Genomic DNA, 20252 nt, shown 5'->3' with positions numbered 1-20252 from the left:
CTTGTGACCCGGCTGGGATTCGAACCCAGGACCCATACATTAAAAGTGTATTGCTCTACCAGCTGAGCTACCGAGTCGGTCACTTTGCAACGATTTTACATTTGAATAATGTCCCTCGTTTTCAGTGGTGCAAAGATAGGAGTTTTTTCATTATCTCAAAACTTTTTTGCAAATTTGTTTAAAAAAAATTCATGGTTATTTCACTGATCGGATACATGGGATGTGGCAAATCTCACATTTCCAAAATTTTAAGCGATAAAATAAATTTTAAACTAATTGACCTCGATAAAGAGATTTCCAAGAGAAACAAATTAACCATTCCTGAGATTTTCGAAAAAAGAGGAGAAATTCAGTTTAGAAAGCTGGAAAGAGAGGCATTAGAAGAAATTCTGGCTTCGGAGGAAAACCTGGTTTTAAGTCTGGGAGGAGGAACACCTGTTTATTATAACAATATGGAAATTATCAACCTCAGCTCAAAAAGCATTTTTTTAAGAGCTTCTGTAGGTACTTTATACGAAAGACTTTCCAAACAGAAAGAAAAAAGACCTTTAATAGCTAATATTCCTGATGAAGATCTGCCTGAGTTCATTGCCAAACATTTATTTGAAAGAAATGCCTTTTATAGCAAAGCACAGTTTAGCATCAATACGGATTCCAGAGATCCTGAAGATATTGTCCGGGAAATTGTAGAAAAGCTCTATCTCTAGAGCTTTTTTATTTTAATTTTCGTTTTCCTCGGGGCCATCTGCTGTTTCACCAAAAAAATCATCCCAGTCTGTAAAGTCTGAGGCTATATCATTTCCTACATACTCATCCATCTCACGTCTGTCTTTTTTAGTAGGTCTTCCTTCGCCCTTATTTCTATAATAATCCTGTGACATCTTGCGGAGCTTTAACAATTCATATTGCTCTTTGTCTGTCACATCCTGGATATGAAGAGGAACAAGCTTTGCTCCCATCCTGCTTTTTGGAATCTGGGTAACTTTTATTTTATAGTCGATTTGATTTTTACGGATCTTAATAATATCCCCTTCTTTTACCTCTTTAGACGACTTTACGGCAGACGCCCCAATAGAAACTCTGTTCTTTTTAATTTCCTCTGTTGCAATACTTCTCGTCTTATAAAAACGAATGCACCATAAAAATTTATCTATTCTCATAATTTTTTATACTTTTGCCGTTATATTATTTGTAAAGTAATTAAAGTTTTTTGAAATGAAAAAAATATTTTTATATATCCTTGCGGGATCTTTATGTTTTTCTGCATGTAAGAAAGATGATGAAGTTGAAACTTATAAAGAACCGGAAGATATCTCCGTTCAAAACAGTTATGACGATCAGGCCATTAAGAAGTTTATGAGCGAAAATTATCTGGACGCTCAGGGAAATATAAAAGCTTTCAGTACAACAGATACCAGTGATGATAATGAGAAAAAATTAATAGATCTGCCATATCAAACGCTTCCTTCCGGGACCATATATATTGTGAGAGAGGGAGCGCAGCCAACAGTTGAGCCACAAACTATTGGAGAATTTGATATTCTTACGCTTATGGTAAGAGCTAATGCTTACTTAGCAGGAAATACTGATGGAAATGTATCTTTCATTTCCAGCTTGACATTGGTAAATACAATTAATGGTAATGGACTTCCAATGATTGATCCGTTGTTCTACTATGCTAAAAAGAGTATCCGTGACGCAGCAACAACAGGAGTAGCACAGCAAAGAAGTTATTATGAAGTTGAAGGTTTCCGTGAGGCTATTCAGAAATTCAAAGCTTTTAAAAATATTCCAAGCGGAGATCCATATAATCTTCAGGGTGTTATTTTAGTACCGTCAAGAGCTGCATTTGCAAGAGATCCGCATTATCCTTACAGCACACAATACTCTCTAAGAAATTATTCTATGGTATTTAATTTCCAGGTATACGGAAGAGCTGACAGACCTGACGGACAATAATTTAATATTAATACATTATACATAAAGAAACCGCCCTCAGATGAAGGCGGTTTTTATTTTATATGCTTTTAAGTTCTTGCTTTCTGCTTTACATTTCCTAAAATATCGGGGAAATACAAATCCGCCAGATGATCAAACTCATCTCCTCTCATAAACATCGTGGCATCCACTTCTTCGTAAGAGCTTCTTCCTGCTGCAGCGATCAGCTCATTACAAGTATGCAGTGTGTTTTTATGGAAATGATATACTCTTTCGCTTTTATCCGTAACATCAAGCCCTTTAACCAGCATTTTATCCTGAGTGGCAACTCCTGTCGGGCAATTGTTATTATTACATCTTAAAGCCTGAATACATCCTAATGAGAACATAAACCCTCTCGCATTATTACACATATCCGCGCCCATTGCTACCGCTCTCAAAATATCTAAACTTGTCAATACTTTTCCACTGGCAATGACTCTTAGTTTGCTTCTTAAATTATAATTATTAAGGGTTCTGTTAACGAAAATAAGAGCTGGTTCCAGAGGCATCCCTACTCCGTCCGAAAATTCCGGCGGTGCAGCTCCTGTTCCACCTTCTGCTCCATCTATGGTAATAAAATCCGGATAGATCTTCAAAACATTCATCTGTACGCAGATATCCTCAAATTCCTTGGTATCACCAATACATAGCTTAAATCCAGTTGGTTTCCCTCCTGAAAGCTCTCTCAATTGCTGTACAAACCTCAGCAGGCCTGCAGCATCAGAAAATGAACTGTGGGATGGCGGTGAAATAACAGTAACTCCCGGGGTGACGTGACGGATCTTTGCAATCTCCGGAGTATTTTTCACACCCGGCAGCACTCCTCCATGTCCTGGTTTTGCTCCTTGAGACAGCTTAATTTCAATCATCTTCACATTGGGAAGGGTTGCGTACTTTTCAAACAGTTCAGGATTAAATTTCCCCTCTTCGTCACGGCATCCAAAATATCCGGTTCCAATTTGCCAGCAGAGATCTCCTCCTTCCAGATGATAGGGAGAAATACCTCCTTCTCCGGTGTTATGGTAAAAATTTCCTTTTTTCGCACCCCTGTTTAAGGAAATCTGCGCCCTGTCGCTTAACGCCCCAAAACTCATTGCTGAAATATTGAACAGAGAAGCATGGTAAGGCTGTGTGCACTGCTCTCCTCCTACCCATACTCTTGGAAGCTCTTCTACAGGTGATTTTGCATAAATAGAATGCTTGATTCCTTCATATTTTCGGTGATTAACTTCCAGCTGTGTCCCAAAAGCCACAGTATCACTTAGATTTTTGGCCCGTCTGTATACTGCAGAACGCTGGTTTCGGGGAAAAGGTTTCCCGTCTGTTTCCCTTTCTATGAAATACTGCTGCATTTCGGGTGAAATACTTTCGAAAAAGTACCTGAAGTATCCCAATACCGGGAAATTCCTCAAAATAGCGTGTTTCGACTGGTAAGCATTGTAAACACCCAATGCATAGATGGCAGATAACAGGATGGGTATCCAGTAATGCGCTCTGATCAGTAATGCGACGATCCATGTAGCAGTTACTAATACAATTCCCCAAGATAAAAACTTATCTCTCATGAATGTAGTATTTAAAGTTAAAATAAATTTAGTAGAAATTTTGCAAAGAGACTACGCTTTTGCTAAAAAACTTTCGAAGGATGATTGCACAGAAACCGTGCCATCTGACAGGATTTTTTCTAAATTTAGAAATTCAATCTGATTAACGAATGCGGGATCAAAATCTTTCTGGACTCTCACATAGTTTTCAGTGAAGCCATACATTTTGCCGTCTTTATTTTCGTGCTCCCAAAGAACGGGAAGCGTTTTTCCAAGTTGGGTCTGATAAAATGCCATTTTCTTCTTTTCAGAAAGGATTCTCAGCATTTTATTACGTTTTTTTCTTTCAGGAATAGGAACTACTCCGTCCATATCGGCTGCTTCCGTATTTTCTCTTTCAGAATAGGTAAATACGTGAAGATAAGTGATAGGAAGCTCATTCAGGAAGTTATAGGTCTCCATAAATTTCTCTTCTGTTTCACCCGGGAATCCTACAATAACGTCTACACCGATAGCCGCATCAGGCATCACTTCGCGGATCTTATTCACCCTGTCATTATACAGCTTCGTAAGATAACGGCGCTTCATTTTTTTCAACAGGTCATCACATCCTGACTGTAACGGGATGTGAAAATGAGGGACAAAGCTTTTGCTTTTGGAAACCAGATCAATACTTTCGTCTTTTAAAAGATTCGGCTCTATGGAAGAAATACGTATTCTTTCGATGCCATCTACTTTATCAAGTTCTGATATTAAGTCCAGGAAAGTATGTTCGTGTCTTTTGTTTCCGAATTCTCCTTTACCGTAGTCACCAATATTAACTCCCGTAAGAACAATTTCTTTGATATCTCTGCTGGCAATTTCCTTAGCATTTTTAAGAACATTCTCTATGGTATCTGAACGCGAGATCCCTCTTGCCAGAGGAATGGTGCAGTAGGTACATTTGTAGTCGCATCCATCCTGTACTTTCAGGAAGGCTCTTGTTCTGTCACCAATTGAGTAGCTTCCGATAAAAAAATCAGTTTCCTCAATCTCGCAAGAATGGACAATACCCTCGCTTTCCGATTTTTCCAAATCATCCAGATAGCTTAAGATATTGAATTTCTCTTTGGCTCCCAGGACAAGATCTACTCCATCAATTTGTGAAATTTCTTCAGGCTTCAACTGCGCATAGCATCCTACAATAACAACGAGTCCTTCCGGATTGGCTTTCATAGCCCGCTTTACATGCAATTTACATTCACGGTCAGCATTTTCAGTTACTGAACAGGTATTGATGACATAGACATCTGCTTTATCATCAAAACTTACTTTATCATAACCTGCATCTGTCAATTGGCGGGCAATAGTAGATGTTTCCGCAAAATTTAATTTGCAGCCAAGTGTATGAAATGCGGCAGTTCCGTGAAAAGTAGACATTTATTTACTCCTGAATTTTCTGGGTGCAAAGATAGTAATTTTAATAATAATTCTAAATCGATTCAGTCTATTATTTATATTCGTCCCTTACTTCAGGGCTGTTTTGAAAGCATACCGGAGATGAATTGGAAGCATCTTCTTCTTTAGAAAACTTCTGTTTCATTTCGGCATTAAACTCCTGAGACTTATTTCTTTCAATGGAAAGTGTTTTCCAGTCGTCATTCTTGATCATTTTCGCAATATAAACGATCTGCCCGATGTGATAGGGATAATGGGACATCTGGCGAAAAACAGCATCAATAACTAAATGTGCCTCACCCCTTAAGTAAACAGTATTGTATAGATTTTCATCAGTGATCTGATCAAGACCGTTGAAAAGGCACTTCCAGCCGGTTTCCCAATACTCAATGACTTCCTGTTTGGTTTTAAAGGTATTGACAAATTCATCATCACGGTTGCGCCATGACTTTTCTCCGTCTTCTGTTAAAAAATTGGTCCATCTTGAAAGCATATTTCCAGCGATATGTTTAACAATAATAGCAATGGAATTGCTTTCATCATTATACTGCCAGAAGATCTGCTCATCAGAAAGCTGTCCGAATGATTTGTCACCAAGAGATTTATAGTATTGAAAACGTTTTACAAAAAGATCTTTCATTTTTTATTATTGATGCTACTAATTTAAAATTATTTTAACGACAAAACCATCTCTTTCGAAATGGTTTTATCTATAGTTTATTATTAAAAAGCCTAATCCCTGTTTTTAACTACGATCCATCCTGAATATTTAATCGGCGTATTCTTTTTATCATTTTCATTCCAGCCTACTGAATACCAATAATTTCCGGTAGGTACTTTTACTCCACCTTTGCTGGTTCCGTCCCATTTATAACCGGTAAATTTATCGATCTGATAGATCATATTTCCATAGCGATCGAAAATATTCATCACTAAGTTTTTCTTATTGGCAAGTGCAGAGTAATCAATAAAATCATTGTAGCCATCACCATTTGGCGTAATCACATTAACAAGATTAGGAACAACGATACTGATGTCTATTGGCTCACAATCATAAGAATCTTTGACAAATATGGTGGCATCGCCTCTTTTAACATTGCTGAATTCATTAGAATCCTGCCAGTTTATATTATCCATGGAATATTTATAAGGTGCCGTTCCTCCTATCACAAATACTGTAACGGTAGTATTTGAAATTTCTACACTTGAAACAACAGGCTGTTCAGAAGGATATACCTTTACATTCTGCACAACGGTACAATCACCTGTTTTAAGCTTTACCCAATAGGTTCCTACGCCCACATTTGTAATCGTCTGGGTAGTCGCTCCTGTACTCCATTCATAGCCGTTAAATCCTGGGCCTGCATCCAAAGTTGTTCTGTCTTCCACACAGATAATTTTATCTTTAAGAATAGTGGAATAAACCGGCGGAATGACCACTAATGTAATTTTAGCAATGTTATAACAGCCCTGCGCATTGGAAACTCGCACATAAACAACACCGTTGGGAGCAATGTATGCCGCAGGTGTTAAAATTTCATTAGTCTGATTCACTGCATCCGCTGCTGAGGGATAATATTTTTTATTTGCTCCGGTTTGAGAGGTTACTGATGCCACCGTAAGGTTAAAAGATGCCGTGGAAGGAGCAGTCTCAATAGAACAGGATCTTAGTGTAGTATCATTTACCACAACAATTGGGTAGAATTTCAATGTTATCTGTGCAACAGCAGTACATCCGAAGGATGAAATCACTTTGACAAAAATGGTTCCTTCGGCAGAAGTAAATGCTGACGGATTGGTAATTTCATTGATACCTGCATTCAGATCTGAGAGCGTATGGTAATATTTTTTGGTCACGTTTGGATCTGCAATAATATCTGCTGTTGTAAGATCAAATACTGCTATTCCCGCATTATTGTTGTTACATTGGGTCAGTGTTGCATTTTTTGCTGTGATTTTACCGTCCTTAAATTTAAATGTTCCAATCTGTTTACATTTATTGAGCGGACTGTTTGGATTGACTGGATCCGTATAGCTTATGCTGTAATAGTAAACAGACGTTGTATTTATAGTTGTAGGAACTGTAATGGCATTATTCCCGGTTAAAGCATCATTCTGGCTTGTATGATAACTTACGCTAAAATTAGGGTTTCCGTTTAAAATACCTGCAGAAAGTGTAGAGAAGTCAAATACGGCAGGGTTTACACATATAATTACCTCTTTGGGATCTGCCGGATTAGCAGCCGGAACTCCCGGAGGAATAAACGGATACGGCTGTAAAGCAGGATCTGTAAACGGAGATGCCAGTGTTGCAGTTCCACCCCATGTTAAAGAAAACGGAGCCATTGTAGTACTTGTACTGCTTACCCAGTTATCAATGAATAAATAGTAAGTTTGTCCCGGTAAAACATCCAGGTATTTGCAATAAGGTGTAAGTGAACCTCCGACTGCATTAGTAAGAGTACTTGTCATATTTAAGCCCGTAGCCGGCCCTGGCCCAATAACCGTTGCAGCATTGCAGCGTATGGGTGGCCCTAAAGCTCCACAGTTTACATTAGGACCAAAAATGGCCCAGTCATAGTCAGCATCCGGATTGTTCGGGACCAAATCGAAGGTAAGCGTTCCTCCAGTAGCAATCGTTATCTTATACCAGATTGAATTGTGTTCACCGGTTCCGTCTATGCAGCTTACTGAATTGACTAATTCTTTAATGTTGCCGTATCCGGTCGGACTGTAAGTAATATTGGAATTTCCGCAGACGGCAAGCGCTGTGGAACAGTCTGCCTGCGCAAAGAATACCTGAGAAATACCTAAAAAAATAAGGAGTAAAAGTTTTTTCATAGATATATAGTTTTTAGTTAATGGCTTGAAAACCAAATGGTATGCATTGATTAACAACACATACATCAAATATACCTATATTTTAATCACAAACAATGGATTTTTAAAAATCTTGAATTATTTTAAATAAAAACATGAAATAATTGAAGTATAACACGATAAAAGCCTACTATTTTATGCTTGTAATATTTCCACAGAGATTTTCGAGATGGAAAATTTTATGAAACGGACTCTTCACTTCCTGCAAATGTTCTTTGTCCTGAATAAACGTATATCTTGAGGCAATGGAGTTCATGTCCGAAACAATTACCAGCCAGCATTCATCTACGGAAGTATCGTAATATGGAAATTTTTCATTTTTCTTATCAATAAGCTCAAGAATCTTTTCGGAACAAAGCTCATCAAAAAGGTTCATGCTGTATTCATGGGTAATAAAAACATTTCTACGGTGAAAAGATTTTCTCATCCCTTTTACACATCCCACAGGTTTGTTCTTTTTGATGCTTCTGTAAATATTGAGAATATTTTCCTCCTGCTGTTCTATATTGTCAAATTTAATATTCGGGTGAAATTCTAAAAAATAAACACCACGATATTTCGCGGTGTCTTCCTGTTCTAATAGTATTTCTGCCTGGCGGAACATCTTATTTAAAGTGCTTTCTACTTTTTTCATTTCCAGATGATTGATCACTTCAGTCAGTTCTATCCCGATCTTCTTGTCGTTGAGTTTGGCGATAAAGTCCGGACTTTCGCAGGTAAGATCTTCAAATTTGACATCGGGGAAGTGATGCATAAACGAATTAAGTAGTAGAATCTCAGATTTCTTTCTGTATTTTTCACGGTCATGAAGCAGAGATTCATCTATTTTACGGTGATACTTTTCCATCGGCTTTTTTTTCAAATGCCGGTTCATATAGTATAGGCTTAGATTCTTTATTAAATCTTCATCAGAAAATGTCTTTTTCATAGGTGATTTTTTTATGTGACCAAAGAACACACGCCATATTGGTTTTCACCGTTAGAAGTTTTTGATTTTCAAAAATTTACATATTAAAGGTAAGTAAAAAAACTATTCACAGGATACTTTTAAATTAATTTATCAAATAATTAATGTAAAGTTTATTTTCATAATCAATACCTTTAGCGTTCAAATTATAAAACTGTGATTTATATGGATTTTAAAAATTTTAAAATACCTTACAGCATCAATCCACAATATTCTAAAAAAGCCGTCTATTTTTCGATGGAATTTGCCATTGAACAGGTTTTAAAAATATATTCGGGAGGCTTGGGATTCCTTGCAGGATCTCATATGAGAAGTGCATACAACCTGAAACAGGATCTTATCGGGATCGGAATTCTCTGGAAATTTGGGTATTATGATCAGGCCAGAAATCATGATCAGACCCTTCAGCCGGTCTGGACCAGAAAAATGTACAGCTTCCTTGAAGATACCGGAATAAAATTTCAGATTGAGATCCACAGCGCACCGGTTTGGGTAAAAGTATGGTATCTTGATCCTGAAATTTTCAATACGGCACCGATGTTTTTCCTTTCTACGGATGTTCCGGAAAACGATCATGTCTCTAAGACAATCTGCCACAAGTTATACGATGCCAATGAGTCTACAAAACTGGCTCAGTATATTTTGCTGGGAAAAGGAGGTGCTAAATTACTGGACGAGATGAACGCTGAAAGAGAAGTGTATCATCTGAATGAGGCTCATGGACTTCCTGCTGCATTTTATCTGCTGAAAAAGTACAACGGAGATCTGAACCGGGTAAAGGAAAAACTGGTTTTCACCACTCACACTCCCGAAGAAGCCGGAAATGAAAAGCATAATCTAAAGCTATGCCACGATATGTCTTATTTTTCAGGCTTCAGCATGGAAGATGTAAAAAGTATTGAAGGAGGTAGTGATGACCGTTTCAATCACTCGCTGTGTGCTTTGAAAATGGCAAGAATGGCGAACGGAGTATCTAAGCTGCATGGTGAGGTTTCCAGAGCTATGTGGAGTAAATACCCCGGAATCTGCGAAATCACTTCGATTACCAATGCACAGGAATTTAAATATTGGGCGGATAAGCCTCTTTATAATGCCAAAGACGAGAATGATGCAACTGTTTTTGATTACCGTAAAAAGCATTTAAAGAAAAGACTATTCACAATTGTTGCCGATCAGACCGGGAATCTGTTCAATCCTAACATTTTCACTATTGTCTGGGCAAGAAGATTTGCGGGGTACAAACGCGCCGACTTACTGCTTCACGATAAGGAAAGATTCTACAGGTTGTTGAATAATCAGAAATATCCGGTACAGATCATCTGGTCAGGAAAACCTTATCCAATGGACTATTCCGCTATTTCTACCTTTAACACCCTGGTAGAGGAAAGCAAAAACCACAAGAATATGGCTGTCCTTACCGGTTACGAACTTTCTTTAAGTAAATCTCTGAAACAGGGCTCGGATTTGTGGCTCAACAATCCGAGGGTGCCAAGAGAAGCTTCAGGGACTTCAGGAATGACCGCTGCTATGAACGGGTCTGTAAATCTTTCTACTGATGACGGATGGATTCCTGAGTTTGCCCAGCCGGGAGAAAATTCTTTTGTTGTTCCGAAAGCTGATTATTTAAATATGAGTATTTATGAACAGGATACTTATGACCTGAATAAGCTGTATGAAATTCTTGAAAACGAAATCCTACCTACTTATTATGACAAGCCGGACCAATGGAGAAAGATTCAGTATAATGCTATGAATGGTGTTCAGGAACAATTTAACAGTGATAGAATGGCGGATGAATACTACAGAATCCTGTATGACAATTAGAAGAAAATAAAAATACAGTTAGCGTGTTACTGTACAATATCCTTAACACACCGGAATCCGGTGTGTTCAAGGCTTGTATCCGGACTGCTTTTCATACGGCGTGCTACCCTGTATCCACTGCAATAGCTGTCATTACATAAAAAGCTTCCTCCACGCAGGCTGTGCTTTACACTATAGGGTTCCTGAGGATCATAAGATTTGTTGGGACCCTTAGGGTTTATCGTCAGCTTACCTTCCATTTTTTTATAATAATCATAATGGTATAAATCACTACACCATTCCCAGACATTTCCTGCCATATCATACAGCCCATATCCGTTGGCTTTAAATGATTGTACAGGAGCAAGGGTTACGTAGCCGTCTTTCCTTTCATTAAAATAGGGAAATTTCCCTTCCCAGCTGTTTGTTTTAGGTCTTCCTTCGTTTACAGGTTGATTTCCCCAGGGATAAATATTATTCTTCAATCCGCCACGTGCTGCAAATTCCCATTCCGCTTCTGTAGCTAAACGTTTACCGGACCATTTGCAATACGCCTGGGTATCATCCCAGCTTATATGTACCACAGGATAGTTGTCTTTTCCATTAATAGAACTTGCCGGTCCTTGTGGATGTTTCCAGCTTGCTCCTTTTACCCATCTCCACCATTGATTAAAATCACTGAGATTCACAGGTTTAGTGGTAGGTGTAAATACTAATGATGATGCTACCAGCAGACTGTCCGGAGGTTTAGGAACTCCTTCCGGAAGATTTTTTTTTAATTCTTCCCAATCAGGCTTCCGCTCTGCCGTTGTTATGTATCCTGTTGCATTGACAAATTCCCGGAACTGTGCATTTGTCACTTCAGTTACATCCATATAAAACGGGGATACCTTTACTGCATGTTTGGGATATTCATCCGCATCTGCCTGACTGTTATCTCCTCCCATATCAAACTCACCTCCCGGAATCAATACCATTCCTTCCAGAGAGGTATTTCCGCTAAAAGTAATTTGAGATAAATCTGTAGCCCCAAAACGTTTTGGTGCATTCATACAGGTATGCGCGGGTTTCTCTTCCTGCGGTTTTGGTATTTTAATTTTATTGCAGGCCCATACAAAGCTTAATATACCTGTATATACAATCATTTTCATTACAGAAAACGTCATTTTTAGCCGGATAAATTTTATAGTTCTTACGATCATGGTTTGCTATATCTCCATCCTTTTTTCAACTGCAATGACAATTTGTTTATAAGATTTTTATTGGCAACTTCTTCAGCAATATTCACATTTTCATCAGCGTCATTGTTATGGTCGTAAAGTTCCCGTGCCAAGTAGCTGCCCGGCTTTTCGGTTTCCTTGTTCCATTCATACCATTCTACATACCGGTATCGGTCTGTACGAATGGCATATCCCATTCTTTCTACATTTTGTACTCCTTTCGTTTTTCCAAATCTTCCCAATAAAAATTGGCTATAGGCTGCTTTTTTCCATGCACGGGCAGGATCAGTAAGTAAAGGCTTCATACTGGTTCCCTGAAGATAATCTGGAATTTTTATTCCGGTCATATCGCATAATGTAGGATAAATATCAACAAATTCAGTGAGAGCATCACTTGTTTTACCTTTTGCTTTCACTTCTGCCCCGCTAATAATAAGAGGAACTCTTGTATCGATCTCATAATTACTTTGTTTGCACCAGCTGTTATGTTCTCCCAGCTTCCAGCCATGATCTCCCCACAATACAACAATTGTATTTTCACTAAGTCCCAGTTCGTCAAGTGCGTCCAGCAATCTTCCTATCTGAGCATCTGTATAAGATACGGATGCATAGTAGGCATGAAGGAGGTCTCGCTGCTTATCCACATCATAGGGTTTCTCAGAAGGTAACGGCAGATCAGATCTGTCAGTATATGTTCTTAGCTCAGAATCACCATGAACAGCAAATTCTGGAGCATTTTTGGGCATGAATTGATTTCCCGCAAGAGGTATATCATTTCTATTATATAAATCCCAGTATTTTTTAGGAGCATTAAATGGTAAATGCGGCCGGTAATAGCCTACTGAAAAAAAGAAAGGCTTATCTTTTTCTTTTAATTCTTTCAGTTTTTTAATAGCCATGGTAGTTTGTGCGCCGTCGTAATAAGCATCATCGTCTACATCTGCAATTTCTGTTGAATTGGCTTTTGTATATATAAAGCCATAAGCATCCTGTTTAGCTTTTCCATTTTTCAGAAGGCTGAGTTCCTTTTCTTTCTGAATAATCTTGTTTTCAGTAAGCTGATAAACAGCATCAGGGTCAAAAGGAAACCCATCCACATGAAGATCCTCATTCCATGAAATATTATCCGGAAATGTATTATGAAAGGTTTTACCAATACCTACCGTATAATACCCGTTATTTTTAAATAGCTGGGGAAGAGTTACTACATCAGGCAGCTTCTTTCTGAAATCAGTCTGAAGATCCCAGACACGAACAGAATCAGGTCTCAGACCTGTAAGAAGGCTGGCTCTTGACGGATTACAAACAGCCTGCTGGCAATACGCCCGTTTAAAGACTACTCCTTTTGCCGCAAGCCTGTCCATATTAGGCGTTTTTATAACAGTATTCCCATAACAGCCCATTTCAGGCCTCAAATCGTCAATCGGAATAAATAAGATATTGGGTTTTGTTTGTTTTTGATTACGCCTTATGTTTTTTTTAGTTCCGGGTCTTTCTTTATTAAAATCAAAGTCCTTCCCCAATACCACTGTAAAATTACAAAGTAATATAATAAATGATATTTTTAAAAAATTGAAATTCTTCATATCAGATATACATTTTTATTCATTGAACAGCCTTAGTGGTTATTAGTTTATTTTTCACTTCTTTCCATCCCTTCTTACGTTGCTCCGAAAGCTTTTCCAGTGTTTCCTTATTTTCAGGATAAACGGCAATATTGAAATTCTCTTTTGGATCTGAAGCCAGATTATACAATTCCCTGGCCACCAGTTCACCGGGCTGTTTTGTTACTTTATCCCAATAGTACCATTCTATCAGGTGATAGTTTTTGGTAACCATAGAATAACCCATGTAGTTTTTTTTGTTAAGATCTATTCCTTCTCCGGCAGGGCGTAAAAACTGACTGAATACAGCTCCTTTCCACTCAACAGTATTTTCATTCATAAGTTTTTTGAAACTCAGACCCTGGAGATAGCTGGGAGTTTCGATTCCCGCCAGATCACAGAGAGTAGGATAAATATCTACTGCCTCTACCAGTTCATTAGTTTTAATTCCATGATTCTTCATTCCCGGAGCATATACAATTAGCGGAATACGGGTATCATTTAAATAATTGGTCTGCTTGCCCCAGGCGTTATGCTCACCTAATTTCCAGCCATGATCTCCCCATAATACAATGATGGTATTATCCATTAATTTTTGTTTCTCAAGTTCGTCCACAAGTCGTCCGATACAGGCATCAACATAACTTACAGAAGCATAATAACCGTGTTTTAGTGTTCTGGCTTCTTTTTTAGGCATCCTGAAATAAGCCGGGTGTTTTACATATTCCAGATCATAACAGGCGGTCATTTCTCTTTGATTATACATGGCCATACTTGGCGCATTGAATGGAATAAAACTATTATCCGCCACAGGTATTTCCATAGGATTATAGAGGTCCCAATACTTTTTGGGAGCTACAAATGGCAAATGTGGTCTGAAATATCCTAATGCCAGAAAGAAAGGTTTCTTTTTATTCTTAATACGGTTTATTGTCTCAATCGCGAGCGATGTTTGTGCTCCGTCATACAATGAATCATCAGGACAATCTGCAATCTCTACAGAACGTCCATATGCCCAGCCATTACCATATCTTTTAGGATCTTTAGCTAATCTTTCCAATCTTTTGGCAGCAAGCTCAGCTTTAATTTCTCCGCTGAAATAAAAAGATTCAGGATCACGGTCTATCATATTTTTAACTGCATACCCCTCAGGCCGGAGATCTGGTTCGCGAAAAGAAATAGAATCAGGCATATGATTATGAAAAATTTTTCCGATGGATACAGTATGATAATTAAATTTTTCAAATTGTTGAGGAATTGTAACAATGTCAGGATGTATTTTACGAAATTCTTCTCCCAAAACCCATACTTTGGTGGAGTCCGGCCGTAAGCCCGTTAACGCACTTGCTCTGGAAGGAGCACAAACCGCTACCTGGCAGTGAGCATTTGTAAAAACTGTTCCTTTCCCTGCAAGCTTGTCAATATTAGGCGTTTTAATGACGGAGTTACCATAAACACCCAATTCCGGTCTTAAATCATCAACAACAATAAAAATTACATTGAATTTAGATTTTTTTTGGGTTTGTCCCGTGATCATACTAAACGGTAAAATCAAAAGAAGTATAAATAAAGATTTTAAAGTTGAGGTTCCGAACATAGTAATAGTTTTTTAAAAAAAAACCAGCCTTGTTGAATTTGAATTAGAGTGTGATAGAAAAGAATTAGCAAGGCTGGTATTGGTGTTTTTATTCTTAATTAAAGAAGAATGCAAACATTCACAAAACATTAAGTATTCTTTTTCATCATTTGTGTTTTATTGAAATTAAGAGATAATGATTTATGAACGAGACGAAGTTGCAAAAAAAAAAAATAAACTCCGAAAAATGATCTACATCAGATATACAACAACAATATAAAATACTGATTTACAAAACATTTATTAGATATGATAAAAATAAATCAAGAGAAAAAAAGACATTAAGAAAGGCGAATCCGCTAATTTCCACGTAATATTTTTATTTGTTTCACATTTTGCTATTAAAATTAATCAGATTCAGAACTTAGATCAAAAAAAATCCGGAAAGAATTTTCCGGATTTTGATTTATTTGCTTTTCTTTTTGGGCGGCACTTTAGCACCTTCTTCTCTCGCTTCGGAAATACCTATTGCTACGGCTTGTTTCCTGCTTGTCACTTTTTTTCCGGAAGAAGACTTCAGTTTTCCTTCCTTGAATTCGTGCATTACTTTTCCTACTTTGTCCTGAGCTTTTTCTGAATACTTGGTTTTGCTCATGATAAAAAATTTTAAGATTTTGGCAGGGATACCCCTAATTCATAAACTTCGGCGTGCTTCAAATATTTTGAGCGTTCTCTGGAAGTTACCGATTCAAAATGGTCATTCTTGATCACAATAATCGGATCTTCTGCATTTTCAATTTCAAAATTGGCCAGGTACCTCTCGTCGGGTGCATCCTGACGCAGTTTTGATTTTATTTTCTGTAATTCATCTGCGTATTTTCTAAATCCCGGATCAGATGAATGAATAAACTTATATTCATCGCCAGCATAAACATAGTAATGGAGTTTTTTTTCAATAAGGCCGGCTTCATCTGTAATCTGCGGATTATCATTCCCATCTTTAAAACCAACTTCTACCAAGGTTCCGCCTTTTTTGTTTGCGCAATCTTCTGCATCTTTAAAGCTTGAAAATCCTGTATAAACAATCTGGTCGGCCAAAATATAGCGGTTCAGTTTTTGGTTATATGCATTCGTTTCCATAATTATTATAATTTGATTGTCCAATAATACATTCAATTTTTTTGCCAAAACCTTTATAAAAAAGCTTTTTTATGCATTTAATAAAATTATTATCTTTGAAATCCATTAAAAATTAGAAATGAAAAAAACACTCTTAATTCTTACTGTTGCTTTAGCATTACATAATGTATCGGCACAGGAAATCACTTTAGATAAAATATATTCAGGATATTACCGCGGAAAAGGCATTGCCGGTATAGCATCCATGAAGAACGGAGAAAATTATCTTGTCATTGAGCCTACAGGAATTGCTAAATATTCTTACAAAACTTCACAAAAAGAAGGAAATATTGTTGATGGTAAATTTGAAAGCTATGAATTTTCTGATGACGAGTCAAAAATTCTTCTTTTAAAAGAAAGCCAGCCAATCTACAGACATTCTTTCCTTGGAAAGTTTGAGGTGAAAGATTTGAAATCAGGAAAAACGATCAGCTTAAATGACGGTAAAACAGTTCAGGAGCCCAGATTTTCTCCTGATGCCACTAAAGTAGCATTTATTGCGGAAAATAATTTATTCTATCAGGATCTGAGTTCAGGAAAAATTACTCAGATTACGAATGACGGTAAGAAAAACTCTATTATCAACGGACTTGCAGACTGGGTTTACGAAGAGGAATTCGGGCATGCAAGACAGTATGAATGGACAAAAAATTCAGATGCCATTGTATTTGTAAAATCTGATGAAAGCCAGGTTCCGGAGATCTATATTCCGATCTATGGAAAAAAACTTTATCCGGAAGAAATGCGCTACAAATACCCTAAAGCAGGAGAGAAAAACTCTATAGTTTCTGCGCAGCTGTACCGTGTTGATACCGGGAAAACAATGCCTATCAACTTAAGTTCATTTAAAAACTACTATATCCCGAATGTGATCCAGACGGCAAAACCTGATGAGATCGTTCTGATTACTTCCGAAAGAATTCAGAATGCTTCTGATATTTTAAAAGTCAATACCAAAACCGGAGCCGTTCAAAAGCTATTCACGGAAACGGATGATAAATGGATTGATGCGGATAGTCCTACACTTGAATTCCTTGAGGATGATTCTTTCCTTTGGGCTTCTGAAAGAGACGGTAACCGTCATTTGTACTGGTATGACAAAGATGGAAAGCTTAAAAAGCAGGTAACAAAAGGAAACTGGGAAGTAACCGACTACTATGGATTCAATCCAAAGTCTAAAGAAATTTATGTTCAGACCACTGAAAAAGGAAGCATTAATAAAGTAGTTTCGAAATTTAATATTGAAAACGGAAAATCCCAGCTGATCTCTAATGCAGAAGGAAACAATTCTGCCAATTTCAGTAAAAACTATAATTATTTCATTGAAACATCTTCTACTGCAGCAAAACCTCACACCTATGTTTTAAAAGAAGGAAATGGTAAAACAGTAAAAGAGCTGCAGAATAATAACGAGCAGCTGCAGAAATTAAAGGCAGATAATTTTGTAACCAAAGAATTCATCACGATTCCAAATGATGCCGGTGATCAGATGAATGCATGGATCATGAAGCCTAAAAACTTTGATCCTAATAAGAAATATCCACTGTTTATGTTCCAATACTCCGGCCCGGGATCGCAGCAGGTTGCCAATTCATGGGATAATGGAAATGCTTTATGGTTTAATCATTTGGTGCAGAAAGGCTACATTGTTGCCTGTGTAGATGGCCGTGGAACTGGTTATAAAGGAACTAAATTCAAGAAAGTTACCTACCTGAATTTAGGAAAATATGAAATTGAGGATCAGATCACCGCTGCAAAATGGTTCGGAAACCAGTCTTATATTGATAAAACAAGAATCGGAATGTTCGGATGGAGCTTCGGAGGTTATATGACCAGTTTGGCAATGACCAAAGGAGCCGATGTCTTCAAAGCAGGAATTGCTGTAGCACCGGTAACCAACTGGAGATATTATGACTCCGTATATACAGAAAGATTTATGAGAACTCCTCAGGAAAACCCTGATGGATATGATAAAAATTCTCCGACGGAATATGCCAACCTATTAAAAGGTAAATTCTTATTGATTCATGGAACTGCCGATGATAATGTACATTTCCAGAATTCTATGGAGTTTTCTGAAGCTTTAATCCAGAACAAAAAACAGTTTGAATTTATGGCTTACCCTGATAAAAATCACGGAATTTACGGGGGCCAGACAAGACCGCAGCTGTATCAGAAAATGACAGATTTTATTTTGAAAAATTTATAATCTCCTTTTAAATAAGATTTTCAAACCTCTCAATGTATTTGGGAGGTTTTTACATTTGTTTCATTAATGATTTCTATAGAATATTATTTATTTTATCAATTGAAATTAAAAACTTATTTTTGGGAAATTTGAAAATTGATTATATGAAGACTAAACATCCTAAAGGCCTGCCTTTCCTCTTTTTCACAGAAATGTGGGAACGTTTTGGATATTACCTGATTCTTGGAATCTTTGTTCTTTATGTCATTGAGCCTACCGGGCTAGAAGGAGGACTTGGACTCCCGGACAAAACAGCTGATGATATTTTTGGAACTTATATAGCTTTAACTTATCTTACACCTTTCCTTGGAGGATTTTTGGCCGACAGGGTTTTAGGTTATATTAAATCCATTTATTTAGGCGGAATCCTGATGGCTGCAGGATATATCGGAATGGGAGTTTTCAAAGAACTTCCTCTCTTTTACGGTTCCCTTGCATTGATAATCATTGGAAACGGTTTCTTCAAACCTACCATTTCTACCCTTTTAGGAAACCTTTATTCTGAGGAACCCTATAAAGCCAATAAAGATTCCGGATATAATATTTTCTATATGGGGATTAATATAGGAGCATTTATCTGTAATATTATTGCGGCATTCATGCGTAATAAATTCGGTTGGGGTGAAGCTTTCATTACTGCAGGCGTAGGAATGCTTATTGGCCTCGTGATCTTTAGCATCGGAAGAAAACACTATATCCATGCTGCACAAATGAAACCTGTAGAGGAAGGTGATACCAAGCTTTCTGAAATTTTAATTAAGGTTTTTGTCCCTGCAATTGCTGTTGGAGCCATTGGATGGTTTATTCCCGGAAATATCTTCGGAAGCGACAGTACGGATGCCTTTATTTTTGCCTGCGTTCCTGTTATTTATTTTTATGCCTCACTTTACTTTAAGGCTAAACCAGAGGAAAAACCATCAATCGGGGCTTTGCTTTCAGTATTTCTGATCAGTATGTTCTTCTGGGCGGTTTTCAAGCAGAATGGTACAGCTTTAACAAGATGGGCGAACTATTATACGGACAGAAGTGTTCCCGCTTCACTGGAAAAACCTCTTGAGGATATTTATATGGTGGAAGGGAAAAGCTACGAAGACAAAGAAGTTCCTGTATATGATAACCAGTTTCAGTCTCAGAAGGACAAGGATGGGAAAGCCATTAAAGAAACCGGGAAGGATATCTATTTTAAAAATATCTCTCCTGAACAGCGTGCCACTCTGGAAAAAAATACGGAATCTAAAGTCTATTTATACAATACGGAATTGTTCCAGTCTATCAATCCATTCTGGGTAATTGCTTTAACGCCTGTCATTGTAGGGTTCTGGGCTTTATTAAGAAGAAAAGGAAAAGAACCTCTTACCCCTACAAAAATTGTTTTAGGCCTATTTATCTCAGGATTGTCATGTCTGGTAATGGTTCTTGCCGTTATAGCAGGAGACAATGGGGCTGAAAAAGTCTCACCTTTATGGCTGGTTGCCGGTTATGGAGTAATTACTATTGGGGAGCTTTGCCTTTCTCCAATGGGACTCTCATTCGTTTCCAAACTTTCACCGGCAAGAATTACAGCTTTAATGATGGGAGGTTTCTTCCTGGCCAACTCAGTTGGTAATAAGCTTTCAGGAATCTTAGCGAGTACGTGGTACAGCTACGACAACAAGATGAATTATTTCCTTGTTAACTTTGCTTTGTTAATATTTGCGACACTTTTAGGTCTGTCAATGTTAAAAAGACTGAATAAGATCATGAGAGAAAAAGGACACTAATCCTTATTTATCATAAAGAATATCAAGCTGCAGAATCGTTCTGCAGCTTTTTTA

The 20252-nt window shown here is 37.5% G+C and carries 16 protein-coding genes and 1 tRNA gene; 5 read left to right on the top strand and 12 right to left on the bottom strand.

The window, feature by feature from the left end; all coding sequences use genetic code 11:
* Positions 1 to 4: 4 nt before the first annotated feature.
* Positions 5 to 77, bottom strand: a tRNA-Lys gene (locus ACMGDK_RS15750).
* 114 nt (positions 78 to 191) lie between these two features.
* Here ACMGDK_RS15750 and ACMGDK_RS15745 point away from each other — a divergent pair.
* Positions 192 to 707 (top strand): shikimate kinase, encoded by a 516-nt coding sequence (locus tag ACMGDK_RS15745; RefSeq protein WP_436808825.1) that lies wholly within the window; start codon positions 192 to 194, stop codon positions 705 to 707.
* Positions 708 to 719: 12 nt separating this feature from the next.
* On the opposite strand, the gene ACMGDK_RS15740 is transcribed toward ACMGDK_RS15745, so the two are convergent.
* Positions 720 to 1160, bottom strand: a complete 441-nt coding sequence (locus tag ACMGDK_RS15740; RefSeq protein WP_436808824.1) for an RNA-binding S4 domain-containing protein — start codon at positions 1158 to 1160, stop codon at positions 720 to 722.
* 55 nt (positions 1161 to 1215) lie between these two features.
* Between ACMGDK_RS15740 and ACMGDK_RS15735 the strand changes: the two genes are divergently transcribed.
* Complete coding sequence (locus ACMGDK_RS15735; protein WP_436808823.1) at positions 1216 to 1959, top strand: hypothetical protein; 744 nt, start codon at positions 1216 to 1218, stop codon at positions 1957 to 1959.
* Positions 1960 to 2027: 68 nt separating this feature from the next.
* On the opposite strand, the gene ACMGDK_RS15730 is transcribed toward ACMGDK_RS15735, so the two are convergent.
* The 5 genes from ACMGDK_RS15730 to ACMGDK_RS15710 form a co-directional block, all read right to left on the bottom strand.
* Entirely contained in the window at positions 2028 to 3545 is a 1518-nt protein-coding gene (locus tag ACMGDK_RS15730; protein WP_436808822.1) for an FMN-binding glutamate synthase family protein, read from the bottom strand.
* A 51-nt stretch (positions 3546 to 3596) separates the two neighbouring features.
* The gene (mtaB, locus tag ACMGDK_RS15725) at positions 3597 to 4943 is read right to left on the bottom strand and encodes a tRNA (N(6)-L-threonylcarbamoyladenosine(37)-C(2))-methylthiotransferase MtaB (RefSeq protein ID WP_436808821.1); all 1347 of its coding nucleotides are present in this window, start codon (positions 4941 to 4943) and stop codon (positions 3597 to 3599) included.
* 70 nt (positions 4944 to 5013) lie between these two features.
* Complete coding sequence (locus ACMGDK_RS15720) at positions 5014 to 5601, bottom strand: DUF1572 family protein (protein WP_436808820.1); 588 nt, start codon at positions 5599 to 5601, stop codon at positions 5014 to 5016.
* A gap of 92 nt (positions 5602 to 5693) precedes the next feature.
* Positions 5694 to 7802, bottom strand: coding sequence for an FIDD domain-containing protein (locus tag ACMGDK_RS15715; RefSeq protein WP_436808819.1), 2109 nt, complete (start codon positions 7800 to 7802; stop codon positions 5694 to 5696).
* A gap of 169 nt (positions 7803 to 7971) precedes the next feature.
* Entirely contained in the window at positions 7972 to 8769 is a 798-nt protein-coding gene (locus ACMGDK_RS15710; protein WP_436808818.1) for a hypothetical protein, read from the bottom strand.
* A 204-nt stretch (positions 8770 to 8973) separates the two neighbouring features.
* Here ACMGDK_RS15710 and glgP point away from each other — a divergent pair, with 204 nt between their 5' ends.
* A complete protein-coding gene (gene glgP, locus ACMGDK_RS15705; protein ID WP_436808817.1) occupies positions 8974 to 10632 on the top strand; it encodes an alpha-glucan family phosphorylase in 1659 nt (552 codons plus the stop codon).
* Between the two features lie 26 nt (positions 10633 to 10658).
* Here glgP and ACMGDK_RS15700 read toward each other — a convergent pair whose 3' ends face one another.
* The 5 genes from ACMGDK_RS15700 to ACMGDK_RS15680 all read right to left on the bottom strand — a co-directional run bounded on the left by ACMGDK_RS15700 (position 10659) and on the right by ACMGDK_RS15680 (position 16151).
* Positions 10659 to 11762, bottom strand: coding sequence for a formylglycine-generating enzyme family protein (locus tag ACMGDK_RS15700; RefSeq protein ID WP_436808816.1), 1104 nt, complete (start codon positions 11760 to 11762; stop codon positions 10659 to 10661).
* 47 nt (positions 11763 to 11809) lie between these two features.
* A complete protein-coding gene (locus tag ACMGDK_RS15695) occupies positions 11810 to 13417 on the bottom strand; it encodes a sulfatase (protein WP_436808815.1) in 1608 nt (535 codons plus the stop codon).
* A gap of 19 nt (positions 13418 to 13436) precedes the next feature.
* A complete protein-coding gene (locus tag ACMGDK_RS15690) occupies positions 13437 to 14972 on the bottom strand; it encodes a sulfatase (protein ID WP_436808814.1) in 1536 nt (511 codons plus the stop codon).
* A 505-nt stretch (positions 14973 to 15477) separates the two neighbouring features.
* Positions 15478 to 15666 (bottom strand): DUF6496 domain-containing protein, encoded by a 189-nt coding sequence (locus tag ACMGDK_RS15685; protein ID WP_436808813.1) that lies wholly within the window; start codon positions 15664 to 15666, stop codon positions 15478 to 15480.
* Between the two features lie 11 nt (positions 15667 to 15677).
* On the bottom strand, positions 15678 to 16151 hold the full coding sequence (locus ACMGDK_RS15680) for a hypothetical protein (protein WP_436808812.1): 474 nt from the start codon (positions 16149 to 16151) through the stop codon (positions 15678 to 15680).
* A 118-nt stretch (positions 16152 to 16269) separates the two neighbouring features.
* Between ACMGDK_RS15680 and ACMGDK_RS15675 the strand changes: the two genes are divergently transcribed.
* A complete protein-coding gene (locus tag ACMGDK_RS15675; RefSeq protein WP_436808811.1) occupies positions 16270 to 18399 on the top strand; it encodes a S9 family peptidase in 2130 nt (709 codons plus the stop codon).
* A gap of 143 nt (positions 18400 to 18542) precedes the next feature.
* Entirely contained in the window at positions 18543 to 20198 is a 1656-nt protein-coding gene (locus ACMGDK_RS15670; RefSeq protein WP_436808810.1) for a peptide MFS transporter, read from the top strand.
* Positions 20199 to 20252 lie beyond the last annotated feature (54 nt).

The sequence above is a fragment of the Chryseobacterium hilariae genome (genome assembly GCF_051400735.1).
Taxonomy (GTDB): Bacteria; Bacteroidota; Bacteroidia; order Flavobacteriales; family Weeksellaceae; genus Chryseobacterium.
This window is presented reverse-complemented; position numbering and strand designations above follow the sequence as displayed.

What these genes read in the sequence shown, in the direction of transcription:
- ACMGDK_RS15715 (WP_436808819.1), bottom strand. Translation starts at nt 7,802, where the DNA reads ATGAAAAAACTTTTACTCCTTATTTTTTTAGGTATTTCTCAGGTATTC.
- glgP (WP_436808817.1), top strand. Translation starts at nt 8,974, where the DNA reads ATGGATTTTAAAAATTTTAAAATACCTTACAGCATCAATCCACAATAT.
- ACMGDK_RS15685 (WP_436808813.1), bottom strand. Translation starts at nt 15,666, where the DNA reads ATGAGCAAAACCAAGTATTCAGAAAAAGCTCAGGACAAAGTAGGAAAA.
- ACMGDK_RS15700 (WP_436808816.1), bottom strand. Translation starts at nt 11,762, where the DNA reads ATGAAAATGATTGTATATACAGGTATATTAAGCTTTGTATGGGCCTGC.
- ACMGDK_RS15730 (WP_436808822.1), bottom strand. Translation starts at nt 3,545, where the DNA reads ATGAGAGATAAGTTTTTATCTTGGGGAATTGTATTAGTAACTGCTACA.
- ACMGDK_RS15695 (WP_436808815.1), bottom strand. Translation starts at nt 13,417, where the DNA reads ATGAAGAATTTCAATTTTTTAAAAATATCATTTATTATATTACTTTGT.
- ACMGDK_RS15720 (WP_436808820.1), bottom strand. Translation starts at nt 5,601, where the DNA reads ATGAAAGATCTTTTTGTAAAACGTTTTCAATACTATAAATCTCTTGGT.
- mtaB (WP_436808821.1), bottom strand. Translation starts at nt 4,943, where the DNA reads ATGTCTACTTTTCACGGAACTGCCGCATTTCATACACTTGGCTGCAAA.
- ACMGDK_RS15740 (WP_436808824.1), bottom strand. Translation starts at nt 1,160, where the DNA reads ATGAGAATAGATAAATTTTTATGGTGCATTCGTTTTTATAAGACGAGA.
- ACMGDK_RS15675 (WP_436808811.1), top strand. Translation starts at nt 16,270, where the DNA reads ATGAAAAAAACACTCTTAATTCTTACTGTTGCTTTAGCATTACATAAT.
- ACMGDK_RS15745 (WP_436808825.1), top strand. Translation starts at nt 192, where the DNA reads ATGGTTATTTCACTGATCGGATACATGGGATGTGGCAAATCTCACATT.
- ACMGDK_RS15680 (WP_436808812.1), bottom strand. Translation starts at nt 16,151, where the DNA reads ATGGAAACGAATGCATATAACCAAAAACTGAACCGCTATATTTTGGCC.
- ACMGDK_RS15710 (WP_436808818.1), bottom strand. Translation starts at nt 8,769, where the DNA reads ATGAAAAAGACATTTTCTGATGAAGATTTAATAAAGAATCTAAGCCTA.
- ACMGDK_RS15735 (WP_436808823.1), top strand. Translation starts at nt 1,216, where the DNA reads ATGAAAAAAATATTTTTATATATCCTTGCGGGATCTTTATGTTTTTCT.
- ACMGDK_RS15690 (WP_436808814.1), bottom strand. Translation starts at nt 14,972, where the DNA reads ATGATCACGGGACAAACCCAAAAAAAATCTAAATTCAATGTAATTTTT.
- ACMGDK_RS15670 (WP_436808810.1), top strand. Translation starts at nt 18,543, where the DNA reads ATGAAGACTAAACATCCTAAAGGCCTGCCTTTCCTCTTTTTCACAGAA.